Origin of the sequence: Micrococcus sp. Mcc89, from assembly GCF_024519795.1 — a bacterium.
GTDB classification, from domain to species: Bacteria; Actinomycetota; Actinomycetes; order Actinomycetales; family Micrococcaceae; genus Micrococcus; species Micrococcus luteus.
The window spans coordinates 1-15271 of sequence record NZ_JALJRI010000110.1 but is presented as its reverse complement, the minus strand read 5'-3'; the positions used below and the strand labels follow the sequence as shown (position 1 = coordinate 15271).

General features: G+C 73.3%; 15 protein-coding genes. 7 read left to right on the top strand and 8 right to left on the bottom strand.

Annotated elements, in window-relative coordinates; translation table 11 throughout:
• On the bottom strand, positions 1-640 hold a 640-nt coding region (locus NR072_RS10305), incomplete at its 3' end, for a Clp protease N-terminal domain-containing protein (protein ID WP_306231142.1).
• 146 nt (positions 641-786) lie between these two features.
• Between NR072_RS10305 and NR072_RS10300 the strand changes: the two genes are divergently transcribed.
• On the top strand, positions 787-1968 hold the full coding sequence (locus NR072_RS10300; RefSeq protein WP_256837172.1) for a YihY/virulence factor BrkB family protein: 1182 nt from the start codon (positions 787-789) through the stop codon (positions 1966-1968).
• Between the two features lie 4 nt (positions 1969-1972).
• Here NR072_RS10300 and NR072_RS10295 read toward each other — a convergent pair whose 3' ends face one another.
• The gene (locus tag NR072_RS10295; protein WP_240938439.1) at positions 1973-2725 is read right to left on the bottom strand and encodes a hypothetical protein; all 753 of its coding nucleotides are present in this window, start codon (positions 2723-2725) and stop codon (positions 1973-1975) included.
• Positions 2726-2978: 253 nt separating this feature from the next.
• Here NR072_RS10295 and NR072_RS10290 point away from each other — a divergent pair, with 253 nt between their 5' ends.
• The 3 genes from NR072_RS10290 to NR072_RS10280 are packed head-to-tail and all read left to right on the top strand — an operon-like array spanning position 2979 to position 5432.
• Complete coding sequence (locus NR072_RS10290; protein ID WP_095694928.1) at positions 2979-3800, top strand: ABC transporter substrate-binding protein; 822 nt, start codon at positions 2979-2981, stop codon at positions 3798-3800.
• Positions 3797-4627, top strand: coding sequence for an amino acid ABC transporter permease (locus tag NR072_RS10285; protein ID WP_163721004.1), 831 nt, complete (start codon positions 3797-3799; stop codon positions 4625-4627). The genes NR072_RS10290 and NR072_RS10285 overlap by 4 nt, the downstream gene beginning before the upstream one ends.
• A 1-nt stretch (position 4628) precedes the next feature.
• Positions 4629-5432, top strand: coding sequence for an amino acid ABC transporter ATP-binding protein (locus tag NR072_RS10280; RefSeq protein WP_036314233.1), 804 nt, complete (start codon positions 4629-4631; stop codon positions 5430-5432).
• A gap of 99 nt (positions 5433-5531) precedes the next feature.
• On the opposite strand, the gene NR072_RS10275 is transcribed toward NR072_RS10280, so the two are convergent.
• On the bottom strand, positions 5532-6125 hold the full coding sequence (locus NR072_RS10275; RefSeq protein ID WP_248086550.1) for a hypothetical protein: 594 nt from the start codon (positions 6123-6125) through the stop codon (positions 5532-5534).
• Positions 6126-6325: 200 nt separating this feature from the next.
• On the opposite strand from NR072_RS10275, the gene NR072_RS10270 reads away from it, so the two are divergent.
• The 3 genes from NR072_RS10270 to trmB all read left to right on the top strand — a co-directional run bounded on the left by NR072_RS10270 (position 6326) and on the right by trmB (position 9487).
• Positions 6326-7072, top strand: a complete 747-nt coding sequence (locus NR072_RS10270) for a DedA family protein (RefSeq protein WP_036382290.1) — start codon at positions 6326-6328, stop codon at positions 7070-7072.
• Between the two features lie 5 nt (positions 7073-7077).
• Positions 7078-8421, top strand: a complete 1344-nt coding sequence (locus NR072_RS10265; RefSeq protein WP_163721006.1) for a hypothetical protein — start codon at positions 7078-7080, stop codon at positions 8419-8421.
• A gap of 70 nt (positions 8422-8491) precedes the next feature.
• Positions 8492-9487 carry a tRNA (guanosine(46)-N7)-methyltransferase TrmB gene (trmB, locus tag NR072_RS10260; RefSeq protein ID WP_069941131.1) on the top strand — a complete coding sequence of 332 codons (996 nt, stop codon included), beginning with the start codon at positions 8492-8494 and terminating at the stop codon, positions 9485-9487.
• Between the two features lie 22 nt (positions 9488-9509).
• Here trmB and NR072_RS10255 read toward each other — a convergent pair whose 3' ends face one another.
• The 5 genes from NR072_RS10255 to dnaK form a co-directional block, all read right to left on the bottom strand.
• Positions 9510-10577, bottom strand: coding sequence for an alpha/beta hydrolase (locus tag NR072_RS10255; RefSeq protein WP_231866265.1), 1068 nt, complete (start codon positions 10575-10577; stop codon positions 9510-9512).
• Complete coding sequence (locus NR072_RS10250; protein ID WP_020626477.1) at positions 10556-11107, bottom strand: heat shock protein transcriptional repressor HspR; 552 nt, start codon at positions 11105-11107, stop codon at positions 10556-10558. The genes NR072_RS10255 and NR072_RS10250 overlap by 22 nt, the downstream gene beginning before the upstream one ends.
• Positions 11104-12096, bottom strand: a complete 993-nt coding sequence (locus NR072_RS10245) for a DnaJ C-terminal domain-containing protein (protein ID WP_256837162.1) — start codon at positions 12094-12096, stop codon at positions 11104-11106. The genes NR072_RS10250 and NR072_RS10245 overlap by 4 nt, the downstream gene beginning before the upstream one ends.
• A 68-nt stretch (positions 12097-12164) precedes the next feature.
• Complete coding sequence (locus tag NR072_RS10240; protein ID WP_044658850.1) at positions 12165-12815, bottom strand: nucleotide exchange factor GrpE; 651 nt, start codon at positions 12813-12815, stop codon at positions 12165-12167.
• 163 nt (positions 12816-12978) lie between these two features.
• Positions 12979-14838 carry a molecular chaperone DnaK gene (gene dnaK / locus NR072_RS10235; protein ID WP_070708878.1) on the bottom strand — a complete coding sequence of 620 codons (1860 nt, stop codon included), beginning with the start codon at positions 14836-14838 and terminating at the stop codon, positions 12979-12981.
• Positions 14839-15271 lie beyond the last annotated feature (433 nt).

Sequence of the window (15271 nt, the reverse complement as noted above, 5' to 3'; positions counted from 1 at the left end):
CGGTCTTGCCGACGCCGGGCTCGCCGATGAGCACGGGGTTGTTCTTGGTGCGGCGCGAGAGCACCTGCACCACACGGCGGATCTCGGCGTCGCGGCCGATCACCGGGTCGAGCTTGCCGGAGCGGGCGAGCTCGGTGAGGTCCGTGCCGTACTTCTCCAGGGACTGGAAGGTGGTCTCCGGGTCCTGGGTGGTGACGCGGGAGTCGCCGCGCACCAGGGTCAGGGCGGCGGCGAGCGCCTCGAGGCTCGCCCCGTTCGAGCGCAGTGCCTCACCGGCCTCGCCGGAGTCCGCTGCCACGCCGAGCAGCAGGTGCTCGGTGGAGACGAACTCGTCCGAGCGCTGCTCGGCCTGGGTGCGCGCGTTCTGCACGACCTGCAGGGCGGCGCGCGAGAACTGGGGCTGGGCCACCGTGCTGCCCTGGGTGGAGGGCAGGCGTCGGATGGCCGAGGAGGCCGCCGTGGAGACGGCGTCGGGGTCGGCCCCGGCGGCCTTCAGGACGGCCACGGCGACGGACTCCCGCTGGTCCATCAGGGCCTTCAGCAGGTGGGCCGGCTCGACCTGGGGGTTGCCGGCGGTGGAGGCGTTCATGGCCGCAGCCGAGAGCGCCTCCTGGCTCTTGGTGGTGAACTTGGCATCCATGGACTACTGGCTCCTTCTCTCCCGTGTCCCGGGGTGTCGGACAACCGTCGACCGCGGGCCGTTCCCGCCGCAGACGAAGTTGAGTCTATATAGCTCAACCCTCCACGCACCAGGGCTATTCCCCGGCGCGCCGGTACGTTGGTGCCATGGCCGGCTCCACAGCGGCGCCCCGGCGCCTTCGCACGTACACCCGACCGCGGGTGTCCCTGCTGTACGTCCTGCGCCGCACCCTGCACCGGCTCTTCGAGCTGCAGGTCTGGGATGTGGCCGCCGCCATGACCTTCTTCGGGGCGCTGTCCCTGCTGCCCACCGTCATCGCCCTGCTCTCCGTGGTCTCGCTGCTGGGCGTCGAAGAGGAGACAGTGGACGCCGCGGCCCACCTGGCCGCCGAGATCTGGCCGTCGCTGACGCCCGACGTCGTCCGCGAATGGATCCTGACCCTCGGCTCGGCCGGGCCCGGCACCGGCGCCGTCGTCCTCGGGGCCGTCGGCACCGTGGTGTCCGCCTCGGGCGCCGTCGGTGCGTTCCACCGGGCGATGCACCGCATCCACGACACCCGCGAGGGCCGGCCCTTCCTCCACTTCCGCCTCGTGGTCTTCATCGAGACGCTCGCCATCATGCTCGGCGCCGTGCTGATCACGGTCCTGGTGGTCGTCGGCGGGGACCTCTCCCAGCGCCTCGGCCAGGCCGTCGGCCTGCCGGAGGAGACGGTCCAGACGTGGAACGTGGTGAAGTGGCCGGTCATCCTCGTGGTGATCGCCCTGATCGTGACCCTCGCCTACCGCCTGGGGCCCAACGTCCGGCAGCCCCGCTACCGCCCGCTCTCGCTCGGCGCCGTGGCCGTGGTGGTCCTGCTCTTCGGCGCCACCATGGCCCTGGGCTGGATCACGGACCGGTTCGGCCAGTTCGCCGTGGTCGGGCGGATCAACTCCGCGATCGGCGTGCTCGCCCTCGCGTGGGTGGCGTGCATCGTGCTGTTGGCCGGGGCCGCCTTCGACGCGGAGGTGCTGCGTGCCCGCCAGCTGGCCGTCGGCATCGACGCCTCCGTCGAGATCCAGCTGGCGACGCGGCACACCGCGGTGCTCGAGGCCTCCGAACGGTACGAGGCCCGCAACCGCCGCCTGGCCCGGCTCGTGGCCGACGCCGTGCGCGCCGGCGAGGACCTCACGATCGAGGCCACACCCCTGCTCTCCGAGGAGGGGCGCCTCCTCGCGGTCGAGTCGGGGCGGCGGGACCCGGAGGACGTCAGCTCGGGCAGCCCGTTCCACGCGGACCCGGTGTCCGACGACGGCGCCCGCCTCGAGCCGACGTCCCGGCCCGACGACTGACAGGTCAGCGCTCCCGGGCCTCGAACGCCTCGACCTGGGCACGCAGCGTCTCGGCCGCGATCTCCTCGTCGAGGCCCACCATGCCGAGGTACACGAGCTCGTCCCCGTCCGTGACGCCGCCGACGGTCATGGTGAACAGGGCCGTGTCCATGCCCGAGTTCCCCAGAGCGATGTGGGCCGCGTCCGGCACGCCGGGCACCTTTGTGAAGGCCGCCTCGACGCCGTCCGGGTCGCCGAACGTGCCGCACGTGTCGGCCAGCTCGCCGAAGGGCGCCAGCAGATCGGTGCCGTCCTCGGTGACCGCGACCATGCCGAACGCCCCGGCCTGGGAACCGGCCAGTCCGGTGACGGCGGCCGGGTCCACCTCGTACTGGGTCAGCGCACCGCCGAGCCCGGGCGCCTGCTGCGTGTTGATCTGCTCGATGAGGTCCGCGCAGGCGCCCGTGGGGGTGACGCCCGTCAGGCTCAGGCTGGTGCTGATCGGCTCGCCGCCGCCGCCGGCCTGGGTCTCCATGTCCGTGAACACACCGTCGGGCGCGGTCTCCGGGGTGAGCAGGACGTCCTCGAGCGCCTCCACGCGCTTCTCCTGCTCGGCCGTGAGGTCCGAGCCGGCCCCCGCCGGGGCGGACTCGGACGCGTCGGCCGACGCGGAGGACGAGGCCTCGCCGCCGCCCCCGGCACAGCCGACGAGGGCGAGGGCGCCCACCGCGAGCAGGGACAGGGTGGCGGGGCGAGCGGGGGCGGCGGGGCGGAGCATGAGAGACCTCTCAGACCGGGTGACGACGATGTGACCAGCCTGACAATCCCCACAGCGCAGGGCCAGCTTTCGCCTGCGGAGGCGGGTCGCGAGAGGGCCACCGGTCGATCGGCTCGCTCCGGGGGACGAGCCGTCTCCCGGCGCCCGCGACGGCGCCCGACCCACTACGATGACCACCAATCACGGCGGAACACGTCACTCTGCCGGCTCCCTCCGACCCGCCCCCTCCCGACGGCGGCACAGAAGGCACTCCATGACCCGCATCCACTCCCGCCTCCTCGGCGCCGTGGGGCTCACCGCGTCGGCGGCGCTGCTCACCGGCTGCGCCGTCCTCGGCGGCGACGCCGGATCCGCCGGCATCGTGTCCGACGACGACCTGAGCACCTCGTACGGCCTCGTCCAGCCCGGCGTCCTGACGGTCTGCTCCGACATCCCCTACCCGCCCTTCGAGTTCGAGGAGAAGGGTGAGCTGACCGGCTACGACATCCAGCTGGTCGAGGCGGTGGCGGAGAAGCTGGGCCTCGGGGTGAACGTGATCGACTCCTCCTTCGAGGCCATCGAGTCGGGTGCCTCGCTCACTGGCTGCGACGTGAACGCCTCGTCGATCTCCATCACCGAGGCCCGCCAGCGCGTCATGGCCTTCACCCTCCCCTACCTCGACGACGACCTCGTCCTGGTCGCGAAGAAGGGCTCCGGCATCACCGGCATCGACTCCGCGAAGGGCCGCCGGATCGGCGTGCAGGCCGCGACCACCGGCGACGAGTACGCCCAGCAGAACGGCCTGAGCCCCGTGCAGTTCGAGGACGGCGGCATGCAGATCCAGGCCCTGCAGGCCGGCACCGTGGACGCCGCCCTGGGCAACCAGTCCGTGCTGCTCTACTCCCTCAAGGACGACGATCGCTTCGAGGTGGTCGAGTCGCTGCCCACGGGCGAGCAGCTCGGCATGGCGGTCGGCCCGCAGAAGGCGCAGCTCGGCTCCGCCGTGAACCGCGCGCTGCAGGAGCTGCGCAACGACGGCACCGTGGCCGAGCTCCAGGAGCGCTGGTTCGGTCAGGCACAGGAGGACTACCGATGAGCACGCAGGCCCCCGTCTCGCCCGCCCCGGCCCTGAAGCCCGGCCGCGCGCGCCGCCGTCGTCGGCTGTCCCTGATCATCCAGGCGGCCGTCTTCGTCCTCGCCCTCGTCGTCCTGGCCGTCCTCATCGACTGGGGCGCGCTCGCCGAGAACGTCCTGAACTTCCCCGCCGTGGCCCCGATGTTCCCCAACGTGATCCTCGTGGGGCTGGGCAACACGCTGTTCTACACGGTCACCTCGTTCGTCGTCGGCCTGCTGGGCGGCATCGTGCTCGCGCTCATGCGCCTGAGCTCGTTCGGCCCGTACCGGTGGCTGGCCACCGCCTACGTGGAGTTCTTCCGCGGCGTCCCCGCGCTGCTGGTGTTCCTCGCCTTCGGCTACGGGGTGCCCTTCGCGTTCGGGGTGTCCTGGCCGATCCCCGTCGTCGTGATGGTGGCCCTGGGCATGGTCTCGGCCGCGTACATCGCCGAGACCCTGCGTGCCGGCCTGCAGGCGGTGCCCCGCGGCCAGATGGAGGCGGCCCGGTCCCTCGGCATGCCGACGTGGCGGGCCATGGTCACCATCGTGATCCCCCAGGCGTTCCGCATCGTGCTGCCGCCGCTCACCAATGAGGTCATCCTCCTGACCAAGGACTCCTCGCTGGTCTACGTGCTCGGCCTGGCCGCGCACGAGTACGAGCTCACCAAGTTCGGTCGCGACGGCATCTCCGCCCTCGACGCCGGCATGACGCCGATCCTTGTGGCCGGCCTGTTCTACCTCGTGATCACCGTGCCGCTGTCCCTGTTGGCCCGCCGGTTCGAGGCCCGTTCGACCAAGAAGGGGCACTGAGATGGCCCAGCAGAACCCCATCACCGGATCCTTCGGCGCGGTGGCCGCCGCGGACGCCGCCGGCGTGCACGTGGCCGGCCTCAACAAGTCCTTCGGCGCCAACCACGTGCTGCGCGGCATCGACCTCGACGTCGCCCCCGGCGAGGTCGTGTGCCTGATCGGCCCGTCCGGCTCGGGCAAGTCCACCCTCCTGCGCTGCGTGAACCTGCTGGAGAAGCCCGACTCGGGCGTCGTCACGGTCGGTGAGTTCACGGTCACGGACGAGGACGTGGACCTGGACGTGTTGCGCCGGCACGTGGGCATGGTGTTCCAGCAGTTCAACCTGTTCCCGCACCTGTCCGTGCTGGAGAACTGCACCGTGGCCCAGCTCAAGGTGCTCAAGCGGGGCAAGGCCGAGGCGGTGGACGTCGCCCGTCGGCAGCTGGCCCGCGTGGGCCTGGCCGAGCTCGAGGACCGCTACCCGGACCAGCTCTCCGGCGGTCAGCAGCAGCGCGTGGCGATCGCCCGTGCGCTGGCCATGGACCCGCAGCTGATGCTCTTCGACGAGCCCACCTCGGCCCTCGACCCCGAGACCGTCGGCGACGTCCTGGCGATCATGCGTCAGCTGGCCCGCGACGGCATGACCATGCTCGTGGTCACCCACGAGATGGGCTTCGCCCGCGAGGTGGCCGACCGGGTCGTGTTCATGGACGGCGGCGTCGTGGTGGAGGCCGGCCCGGCCGCCGCGGTGATCTCCGATCCCCAGCAGCCGCGCACCCAGGACTTCCTGCGCCGCGTGCTGCACCCCACCGAGATCGATCTCTGAGCCTGCCCGCCCGCCGTGCCCCGGTGGGCGGGCGCATGCGTGAGGGGCCCCGCCTGGACCGTGGTCCGGGCGGGGCCCCTCAGGCATGCGGCGGGGGCGTCAGGCCTTCTTGCGCAGCTTCTTCAGCTCGTCACGGGCCTCGCGCAGCGCGGCGACCTGCTCCTCACGGGCGGCGTGGATCGCGGCGACCTTCTCGTCCTGGGCGTCGCGGATGGCCTGCACCTTGGCGTCGCGGGCGCCCTCGATGCGGGCGGCGCGCTTCTTGGCGGCCTTGCGGCGCTTGCCGGGGCGGTTGGCCACGGAGTCGGCGGCGATGGCCAGGCCGGAGCCGACCAGGAAGATGTCCTTGGCGACGCCGGTGCCCTCCTGGGACGGGCGCACGCCGTCCGCCTCGGTCATCTCCGGGGTGTTCAGGTACATGGAGAACAGGCCGCCGGAGAACGCGGTCAGGGCGGAGCCGGCGAGCCAGCCCGGGACGAACGGGGCCAGCAGGGCCGAGCCCACGCCGATCTCGGTGGTCACGAGGAACTTCTTGAACTGCTCCGGTGACAGGTTGGCCAGCGCGGGCAGGCCGCGGGCGCTCATGTCGCGCAGGCCCTGGGCCTGCTCCGCGGAGATGCCGCGCTTGTTCAGGCCGGAGTTCAGGATGAACGCGCCGGAGGCCAGGCGCAGCGGAATCTGGACGATGCTCATGGAGTCTTCCTTCCAGTAGGGCCCGCGGCACGCACGTGGAGTGGGGTGTGGCGCGAACGGTCGGTGAGCGGTCTGCACCTCCGACAGTACCAACGGCAGCCCGCTCCCGCCCGCCCGGAGGCGCGGCTGTGCGCGCAGAGCGGACGACGTCGGCGCCTCCACCACGTCGCGGAGGCGGTCGATGATGGACAATGGGGCGCATGCTCCCCCTCGTCGCACCCCTGACCGTGGCCGCCGCCGCGCCCACCGACTACGGCTGGCTCGGCAACATCGTCGTGGACATCATGGAGGCGGTCGGCCCGATCGGCGTCGGCCTGGCCGTCTTCGCGGAGAACATCTTCCCGCCCATCCCGTCCGAGGTGATCCTGCCCCTGGCAGGCTTCACCGCGGCCGGCGGCGCCTTCAGCCCGCATGCCGCGCTGGTCTGGGCGACGGTCGGCTCGATCGTCGGAGCGCTGGCCCTCTACGGCCTCGGCGCGTGGCTCGGCCGCCACCGCATGTACCGCCTCGCGGACCGCATGCCGCTGGTGGACATGGAGGACGTGGCCAAGACCGAGCGCTGGTTCATCCGATACGGCTACTGGACCGTGTTCCTGGGCCGCATGGTCCCCGTGTTCCGCTCCCTGATCTCCATCCCCGCGGGCATCGAGCGGATGAACCTCGCGAAGTTCACCCTGTTCACGGCGCTGGGCTCCCTGATCTGGAACGCGATCTTCGTCTACGGCGGCTACGCGCTCGGGGAGCGGTTCCACGTCGTCTCCGAGTACGCGGACGTCTTCTCCAACATCGTCCTGGTCCTGATCCTGGCCTTCCTCGCGATCTGGGTGGTCCTGCGCCTGCGCCGTGACGCCCGCCGCCGGAACGACCCGGACTGGCGCCCGCCGACCGCGGACGAGATGGCCGCCCGCGTCGAGGCCATCCTGGAGTCCTCCGACCACCGGAAGTGAATCGCATGCACCCCGTCCTGCCCTCCCCCCGCCGTGGCCGCGCGGCCCTCGGCCTGGCCGCCGTCGCCCTGGTGACGCTGAGCGCCTGTGCCCGCACCGAGCCGCAGCCTGAGCCTGCGCCCGCCACGACGGCGGCCTCCGCCCTGCCGTCCATGGACATGGCCCCGTTCACGGTCGAGGTCCCCTCACACGACCTCGAGCGGGTGCCGGAGGCGAGCGTCGCCGTGCTCGAGGGCGAGGACCCGGACCACCACGGGGCGTGGCTGCAGGTGTCCGGGGCGCCGGCCTGGACGGACGCCATGGCCGGGGCCGTGCGCGACCAGATCGACCAGTACCGCCGGGACACCGACCCGAGCGCGGACCCCCGCCTGGAGATCCAGCCGCAGCTCGCCGTCGTGGCGGAGGACATCGCCGCGGCCCGCCTGCTCGCCACGGAGCGGCGCGGCACGGACTCCGTGTCCACCTCGCACGTGATCTGGTACTCGGCCCGCGAGGACCGCGTGCTCGAGACCGCCGATCTCTTCACCCCCGACGGCTGGGACGCGTTCCGCGCCGAGGTGCGCCAGCGCATGGCCAACGACCCGGACGTGATCGGCTCGCGCCTGGACTCGGCGGTCGACGCCCCGGAGCAGGTGGAGAACCGTCGCGTCTGGGACGCGGTGGTCTTCCTGCCGGACGGCAGCCTGATGCTCGAGGCGGACCAGGCGTCCATGGCGCCGGCCGCCGCGGGCGTGCTGACGGTGCGGATCCCTCGGGACACGGCGACCGCCTGGCTGTCCGACCTGGGCCACGTCGCCGCGGACGCCGCCTCCGCCCCCGCCGACCTGCGTCTGCCGGACCGCTCCACCCCGACCCCCGAGGAGCAGCAGCCGGAGCCCGCCCCCGAGCCGGAGCCCGAGACGTCCTCGTGGACGGAGGAGGCCACCGGCGCACCCGTGCCGCCCCCGTCCGCGCCCGCCGACACGGCGGCCCCGACGCCCAGCGTGACCACCCCGGTGCCGAGCAGCACGGCCCCGTCCTCCTCGGCCCCCGCGCCCACCCGCTCGGCCACGCCGTCCTCCCCGTCGTCTCCCCCCACCTCGTCCTCGCCGTCGGGCACGGGATCCGGCAGTCCGACGCCGAGCACCCCCGACCCGACGCCGACCTCCGCGACGCCGACCCCGACGTCCCCGACCCCGACGTCCCCGAGCCCGTCCGGTCCGTCCACGAGCGCGTCCGGTCCGTCCACGAGCGCGCCGGCCACGGACCCTGCGCCGGACCCGACCGAGTCCGCACCCGAGCCGACCGCCACCACGGCCTCCGCGTCCGCGTCGCCCACGTCGGGGGACCGCTCCAGCAGCACCCCCTGACCCCGGCGCCGGGCGCCGTCGTCGGCCGCGGTCTGCACCGTCGACGCGCGGCCGTGGCAGGATCGGGGCGATGACTGAGCACCTGCCCCGCCCCTGCCCGGACGCACCCGGCCCCGACGCCGTGCCGCCGCCCGCCGAGCGCGTCCACGCGCACGACCACAATCGGGACAAGGACCCCGCCCTCGTCCGACGGGAGCCGGTCTCCTTCGTCCGACGTGGTGCGCGCCTGAACGCGGGGCGGCAGGCCGTGTGGGACCGCCAGGCGGAGCGGGTCCTCGTGGACGTGCCTCGCGGCCGCGGCGCCACCTCGGTGGACGGCCAGGCCCGACTGGACTGGGCGGGGGTGTTCGGGCGCGAGGCCCCCCTGCTGGTCGACATCGGCTCCGGGCTGGGCGAGTCAACGGCGCAGGCCGCCGCCGACCGGCCGGACTGGAACGTGCTCGCCGTCGAGGTCTACGTGCCCGGCCTGGCCGCGCTCATGACGCGCGTGGAGCAGCAGGGCCTGGAGAACGTCCGCGCCGTGGAGGCCAACGCCCCCGAGCTGCTGGACGCCCTGCTCACGCCCGGCTCCGTCTCCGAGGTGTGGGTGTTCTTCCCGGACCCGTGGCACAAGAAGCGGCACCACAAGCGCCGCCTGGTCTCCCCCGCCTTCGCGGACCGCGTGGCGCGGGTGCTCACCCCCGGCGGGGTGCTGCGGCTGGCGACGGACTGGTCGGGCTACGCCGTGCAGATGCGCGAGGTGCTCGAGGCGCACCCGGGGTTCGAGAACCTCTTCCCCGGGCGCGCCGCGGGCGAGGACTCCCCGCTCACGCGGGTGCGCCGAGAGGGCAGGGAGACCGAGGTGGGCGCCCAGCCGCTGCCCGCCGGCTGGGAGAGCGCGGCCGAGGAGGAGCGCCCGCTGCGGGCCGGCCTGGGTGAGGCGCGGGCCGGCGCGGCGGCCGCGGACCCCGTGGACCACGAAGGCGGCTGGGCGCCCCGGTTCGAGGGTCGACCGATCACGAGCTTCGAGGCGAAGTCCCAGCGGGCCGGGCGCCTCGTGTTCGACCTGGCGTACCGCCGCCGCTGAGCACGGGGCCCGACGGAGCCGCTCAGACCGGGGCGACCGGCCCGGCCGGGTCGGCGCCGTCCGGGGCGGGCGACAGCGGCAGGCCGGCGGTCACCCGCGCGGTCGCCGCGAGCGTCACGGACCCGGCGTCCCGGTAGCCCCTCGGGGCGTCCTCGGAGGCCGTCGGCGACCAGCGGGCCGTGTGGTGGCCACGGACGGCGGCCCCCGCCAGGCCGGGCCGCGGGGCCACCGGCAGCACGGCGGCGTCCGTCCAGTCCCGACGTCGGCCCACCGCGCGGCCGACCCGGGCGAGGAGGTCGCCCGGGGCCAGGGCGCGGAACGTCCGTCCGGACCGCAGGCCGAGGTGCGCGGCCCGAGCTGCCAGGGCGGCGGGCAGGCCGACCGCGCCCGAGACCACGAGGGCCTCGACGGGACGCTCGGCCGGCCACGGGGCCTCGGCGTCGTCGGGCTGCAGGCCCCGGTCCGCGAGCAGGCGCAGGGCGTGCGCGGCCACGAGCGAGCCGTACGAGTGGGCCTCCACGGCCCCGTGCACGGCGGTCCCGCGGGCGCGCAGGGCCAGGGTGGCGTCATCGTCCTCCCCCGGCCCGTGGCGCAGGAACTCCCACCAGGCCCACACATCCGCGGCGAGCATCGCACCGCCGCGCCGGCCGGGGCCGTCGAGCACCACCCGCCAGGGCGTGGGTGCGGGGTAGCCGAGCCACCCGATGACGACGGGGCGGGGTGCGCCGGCGGCGCGCTGGGCGGCGGCGAGGTGGGCGGCCTCCCGGGCCGTCCCCCACATGGCCGTCTGGGGGCGGATGCCCATGCCAGAGACGAGCCAGGTCAGGTGGGTGGCGGTCGCGGGGTCCCCCGCGGCGACCACCGCGCGCGGCCCGTCCGGGCCCTCGAGGACGTAGTCCAGCAGATGCCGGGCGGGCAGGTGCGGGTCCATGCCCTCCGGCTTGAGGGCGTGGACGATCCCGTCCAGGGCGCTCCGGGCCTGCCGGCCGAGGCCGTCGCGCCGGGCCATGTCGGCGCGCAGCCGCTCCTGCACGCGGGACCGCGCGGCCGCCCCGAACGACGCCCGGCTCAGTCCTGCTCGGACTGCCACGTGGGCACCCGTCGGAGGCCTGCGACGCCGGAGGGCAGCCTCCGCAGGCCGCTCGGGCAGGCCTCGCCCGCGGTGTCCGCCCCGGCCCGTGCCGCGGCGTGACGGCGGACGGCCATCCGGTCGGCGTAGCGGGCCGAGACGTCACCGCCGGAGCCCACGGTGAAGACGCGGGCCAGGCGGGAGGCGTGGTGGAGGCGGTCCACCTGGGCAGCCAGCTCGACCACGGTGTCCTGCAGCTGCTCGACCTCGCGCTGCAGCGCGATCACGCGGCGGATGCCCTCCAGCGAGATGCCTTCACGGCTCAGGGTCTGCACGGTCTGCAGCCGCTCGACGTCGGCGAGGGAGTAGCGGCGGTGCCGTCCGTCCTGGCGGGCGGGGACCACGAGGCCGAGCCGGTCGTACTGGCGCAGGGTCTGCGGATGCATGTCCGCCATCTCGGCGGCCACGGAGATCACGAAGACCGGGGCGTGCCGGTCGGGACCCCCCTCGCGGCCCCGGTCCGCACGGGCGGCGCCGTCGCGGGCGCTCACCAGGCTGCCTTCCGGGCCAGCTCCCGCCGCGGATCGTCGCCGGCAGTGGCGGACTGCAGGGCCTCGACGGCGGCGCGGGCGTCGTCGTAGAGCGTGGTGGGCACGGTGACGCGCAGCTCCACGAGCAGGTCACCCGTCGTCTTCCCGCGCTCGACACCGCGGCCCTTCAGGCGCAGCACGCGGCCACACTGGGAGCCCGCCGGCACCTTCACCTTCACGGGGCGATCCAGCGTCGGCACCTCGATCGTGGCGCCGAGGGCGGCCTCGGGGAAGGTGATCGGCACGGTGATCCGCAGGTCGTCCCCGTCCCGGCGGAAGAACTCGTGCTCGCGCACGTGCACGGTGACCAGCAGGTCGCCGCGGCCGGCCGGGCCGGGCGAGCCCTTGCCGCGGGCACGGACCTTCTGGCCGTCGCGGATGCCCTTCGGGATCTTCACCTCGATCGTCTCGCCGTCCGGGCCGCGCAGGGACACCGTGGTGCCCTGGATCGAGCCGCGGAAGGAGATCGTGGTGGTGGCGGTGCGGTCCGCGCCCTTCGTGGGGCGCGGCCGTGCGTACCCCGCATCGCCGAAGCCGCCGGGGCCGAAGCCGCCGGGCTGGCCGGCGGCGCCACTGAACATCCCGCTGAACAGGTCGGACAGGTCGGGCTCGGACTGCGTGGTGCGGGGGCCGCCCCCGCCGCCGAACATGCCGCCGAAGACGTCCTCGAAGCCGCCGCCGCCGGCACCGTCCGGGGCGGAGAACCGGGCGCCGCCGCCCATCGCGCGGATCGCGTCGTACTCCTGGCGCTCCTGGGGGTCGCTCAGGACGGCGTATGCCTCCGAGATCTCCTTGAACTTCTTCTCGGCCGCCTCGTCCCCGGGGTTCTGGTCCGGGTGGTGGGTGCGGGCGAGCTTGCGGTAGGCCTTCTTCACATCCGCATCGGAGGCGTCCTTGGACACCCCCAGGGTCGCGTAGAAGTCCTTGTCCATCCAATCCTGCGAGGCCATGGTGCCTCCTCTCGTGTGTATCGGTCAGGGGGTCGGCCGGCGGCGGGGTGGGCCGCCGGCCGACGGGGTCACTCGTCTCCGGCGGAGACCATCACCTGGGCGGCGCGCAGCACGCGGCCGTCCCGGAGGTAGCCGTTGCGGAAGACCTGGACCACGTGGTCCGCGGGCACCTCTGCGTGCGGCTGGCGCATCACGGCCTCGTGCACGGCCGGGTCGAACTCGACGCCGGCCAGGGCCTCCTGGTCGTGACGCTCGAGGCCGAGGCCGGCCAGGGCGGTGTCGAGCTTGGTCGCGATGGCGGCGAACGGACCGTCCGTCAGGTCGCCGGCGGCGCGGGCGGCGTCGATGTCGTCGAGCACCGGCAGCAGCGCGGTGACGGCCTTGAGCACGCCGGCGTCCCTGGCCAGGTCGCGGTCGCGGTCCACGCGGCGCTTGTAGTTCACGTACTCGGCCTGCAGACGGCGCAGGTCGGTCTCGAGCTCGGCCTCGCGGTCCGAGGCCGCGGGCTGCGGCGCCTCGGCCCCGGCCTCGTCGAGGATGCGCTCGGCCTGGGCGAGGGCGTCGCCGTCCTCGGCCTGCTCGGCCGCGCTCTCGGCGGAGACGCGGGGCTCACCGGTCTCGGGGTCGATGCGGCGACGGTCGTTGAACACGATGGGCTCCTCCTCGGAGCCGCGCTCGGCGTCGGAGGAGCCGTGCGGACGCTGCTGGTCGGCGCTCATGGTGTGTCCTTTCGAAGCGGGTGGGCGCGGCGGGTCCGCCGCGCGGGGGGGGGGTGCGGGAAGGCCGGCGGGCCGGCCTGGCAGGGGCGCTGCCGGGCCGGCCCGCCGGCGTCGTGGGCCTCCGGGCGGGGCGGGCGTGGACGCCCGCCCCGGCACCGGGGTGTCAGGCCTTCTTCTCGTCGTCCTCGTCGACCACCTCGGCGTCGACGATGTCCTCGTCGTCGCCCTGCGGGGCGGCGGACTCGGCGCCGGCGTCGGCCGACTCCGCGCCCTGCTGGGCGTAGAGGGCCTCGCCGATCTTGACCTGGGAGGCCTGGAGCTTCTCGAACGCGGCGGCGACCTCGTCGTCGTTGTCCTGCTTCTCCAGGGCGGCCTTCAGGGCGTCGACGTCGGCCTGCACCTCGGTCTTGACGTCCTCGGGCAGCTTGTCCGCGTTGTCCTGCAGGAGCTTCTCCACGGAGTACGCGGACTGCTCCGCCTGGTTGCGGCGGTCGGCGGCCTCACGGCGCTTCCTGTCCTCGTCCGCGTGGGCCTCGGCGTCCTTGACCATGCGGTCGATGTCCTCCTTGGACAGCGAGGAGCCGCCCGTGATGGTCATCGACTGCTCGGTGCCGGTGCCCTTGTCCTTCGCGGAGACGTGCACGATGCCGTTCGCGTCGATGTCGAAGGTGACCTCGATCTGGGGCATGCCGCGCGGGGCCGGGGCGATGCCGGTCAGCTCGAAGGTGCCCAGCGCCTTGTTGTCCCGGGTGAACTCGCGCTCGCCCTGGAAGACCTGGATGGACACGGAGGGCTGGTTGTCCTCGGCCGTGGTGAACGTCTCGGAGCGCTTGGTCGGGATGGCCGTGTTGCGCTCGATGAGCTTGGCCATCACGCCGCCCTTGGTCTCGATGCCCAGCGACAGCGGGGTCACGTCGATCAGGAGCACGTCCTTGCGCTCGCCGGCGAGCACGCCGGCCTGCACCGCGGCGCCGATGGCGACGACCTCGTCCGGGTTCACGCTCTTGTTGGGCTCCTTGCCGCCGGTCAGCTCCTTCACCAGGTCGGAGACGGCGGGCATGCGGGTCGAGCCGCCGACGAGGACCACGTGGTCGATGTCGGAGACCTTGACGCCGGCCTCCTTGATGACGTCCTCGAACGGCTTGCGGGTGCGCTCGAGCAGGTCCTTGGTGAGGTCCTGGAACTTGGCGCGGGAGAGGTGCTCGTCCAGGTGCACCGGGCCCTCGGGGGTCACGGACAGGTACTGCAGCGAGATGTTGGTGGAGGTGGCCGAGGAGAGCTCCTTCTTGGCCTGCTCCGCGGCCTCCTTCAGTCGCTGCAGGGCGATCTTGTCCTTGGACAGGTCCGCGCCCTTGGACTTGGCCTGCTGGAGCAGCCAGTCCACGATCCGCTGGTCCCAGTCGTCGCCGCCGAGGCGGTTGTCGCCTGCGGTGGCGCGCACCTGGATGGTGGCGAAGTCGTCCTCGTCCTTGGCGACCTCGAGCAGGGACACGTCGAAGGTGCCGCCGCCCAGGTCGAAGACCAGGATGAGCTCGTCCTCCTTGCCCTTCTCCAGGCCGTAGGCCAGGGCGGCCGCGGTGGGCTCGTTGATGATGCGCTTGACGTTCAGGCCCGCGATCTCGCCGGCCTCCTTGGTGGCCTGGCGCTCGGCGTCGTTGAAGTAGGCGGGCACGGTGATGACCGCGTCGGTGACCTTCTCGCCCAGGTACTCCTCGGCGTCGTGCTTGAGCTTCATCAGCGTGCGGGCCGAGATCTCCTGCGGGGTGTACTTCTTGCCGTCCACCTCGGTGGTCCAGTCGGTGCCCATGTGGCGCTTGATGGACGCGAAGGTGCGCTCCGGGTTGTTGACGGCCTGGCGCTTAGCGACCTCGCCGACCAGGACGTCCCCGCCCTTGGAGAACGCGACGACGGACGGGGTGGTGCGGGCGCCCTCGGCGTTCGCGATGACGACCGGGTCGCCACCCTCGAGGACGGCAACCACGGAGTTGGTGGTGCCAAGATCGATACCCACTGCTCGCGACATCATGTGTCCTTTCGTCGACTGCTGCTCGAGGTGACCGCGGCCGACCGGTGCCGGCCGCCCTTAAGCGTTCTGGACTCAACCTGCCACCGGGGCGGAAGGTCTGTCAAGAAACCTGAGTCACCTCGACTCATGTTCTGGTGTCGTGCAGTGCAACCGCACCCCCGTGCGCTTCATTCCCGCCCGTTGGTGATCCTCGTCACACCCTCCGTGAATCCCCCTCTCAGGCATCTCGCGGGCGCCCTGCCGAGCCCCTCTCGGTGCCGGCGCACAGGTGCTGACTAGACTTCTGGAAATCGGACCCGCAACCCAGGAGTGACACGTGCTCATCCTCTCGAGTCGCATGCGACCCAAAGAGCAGTTCGAGGGATACGCCTTCGTCGGCTGTAAGCGGCCATGAAAAGCTGCCCATAGGTGGCCAGGGAATGACCCGCTG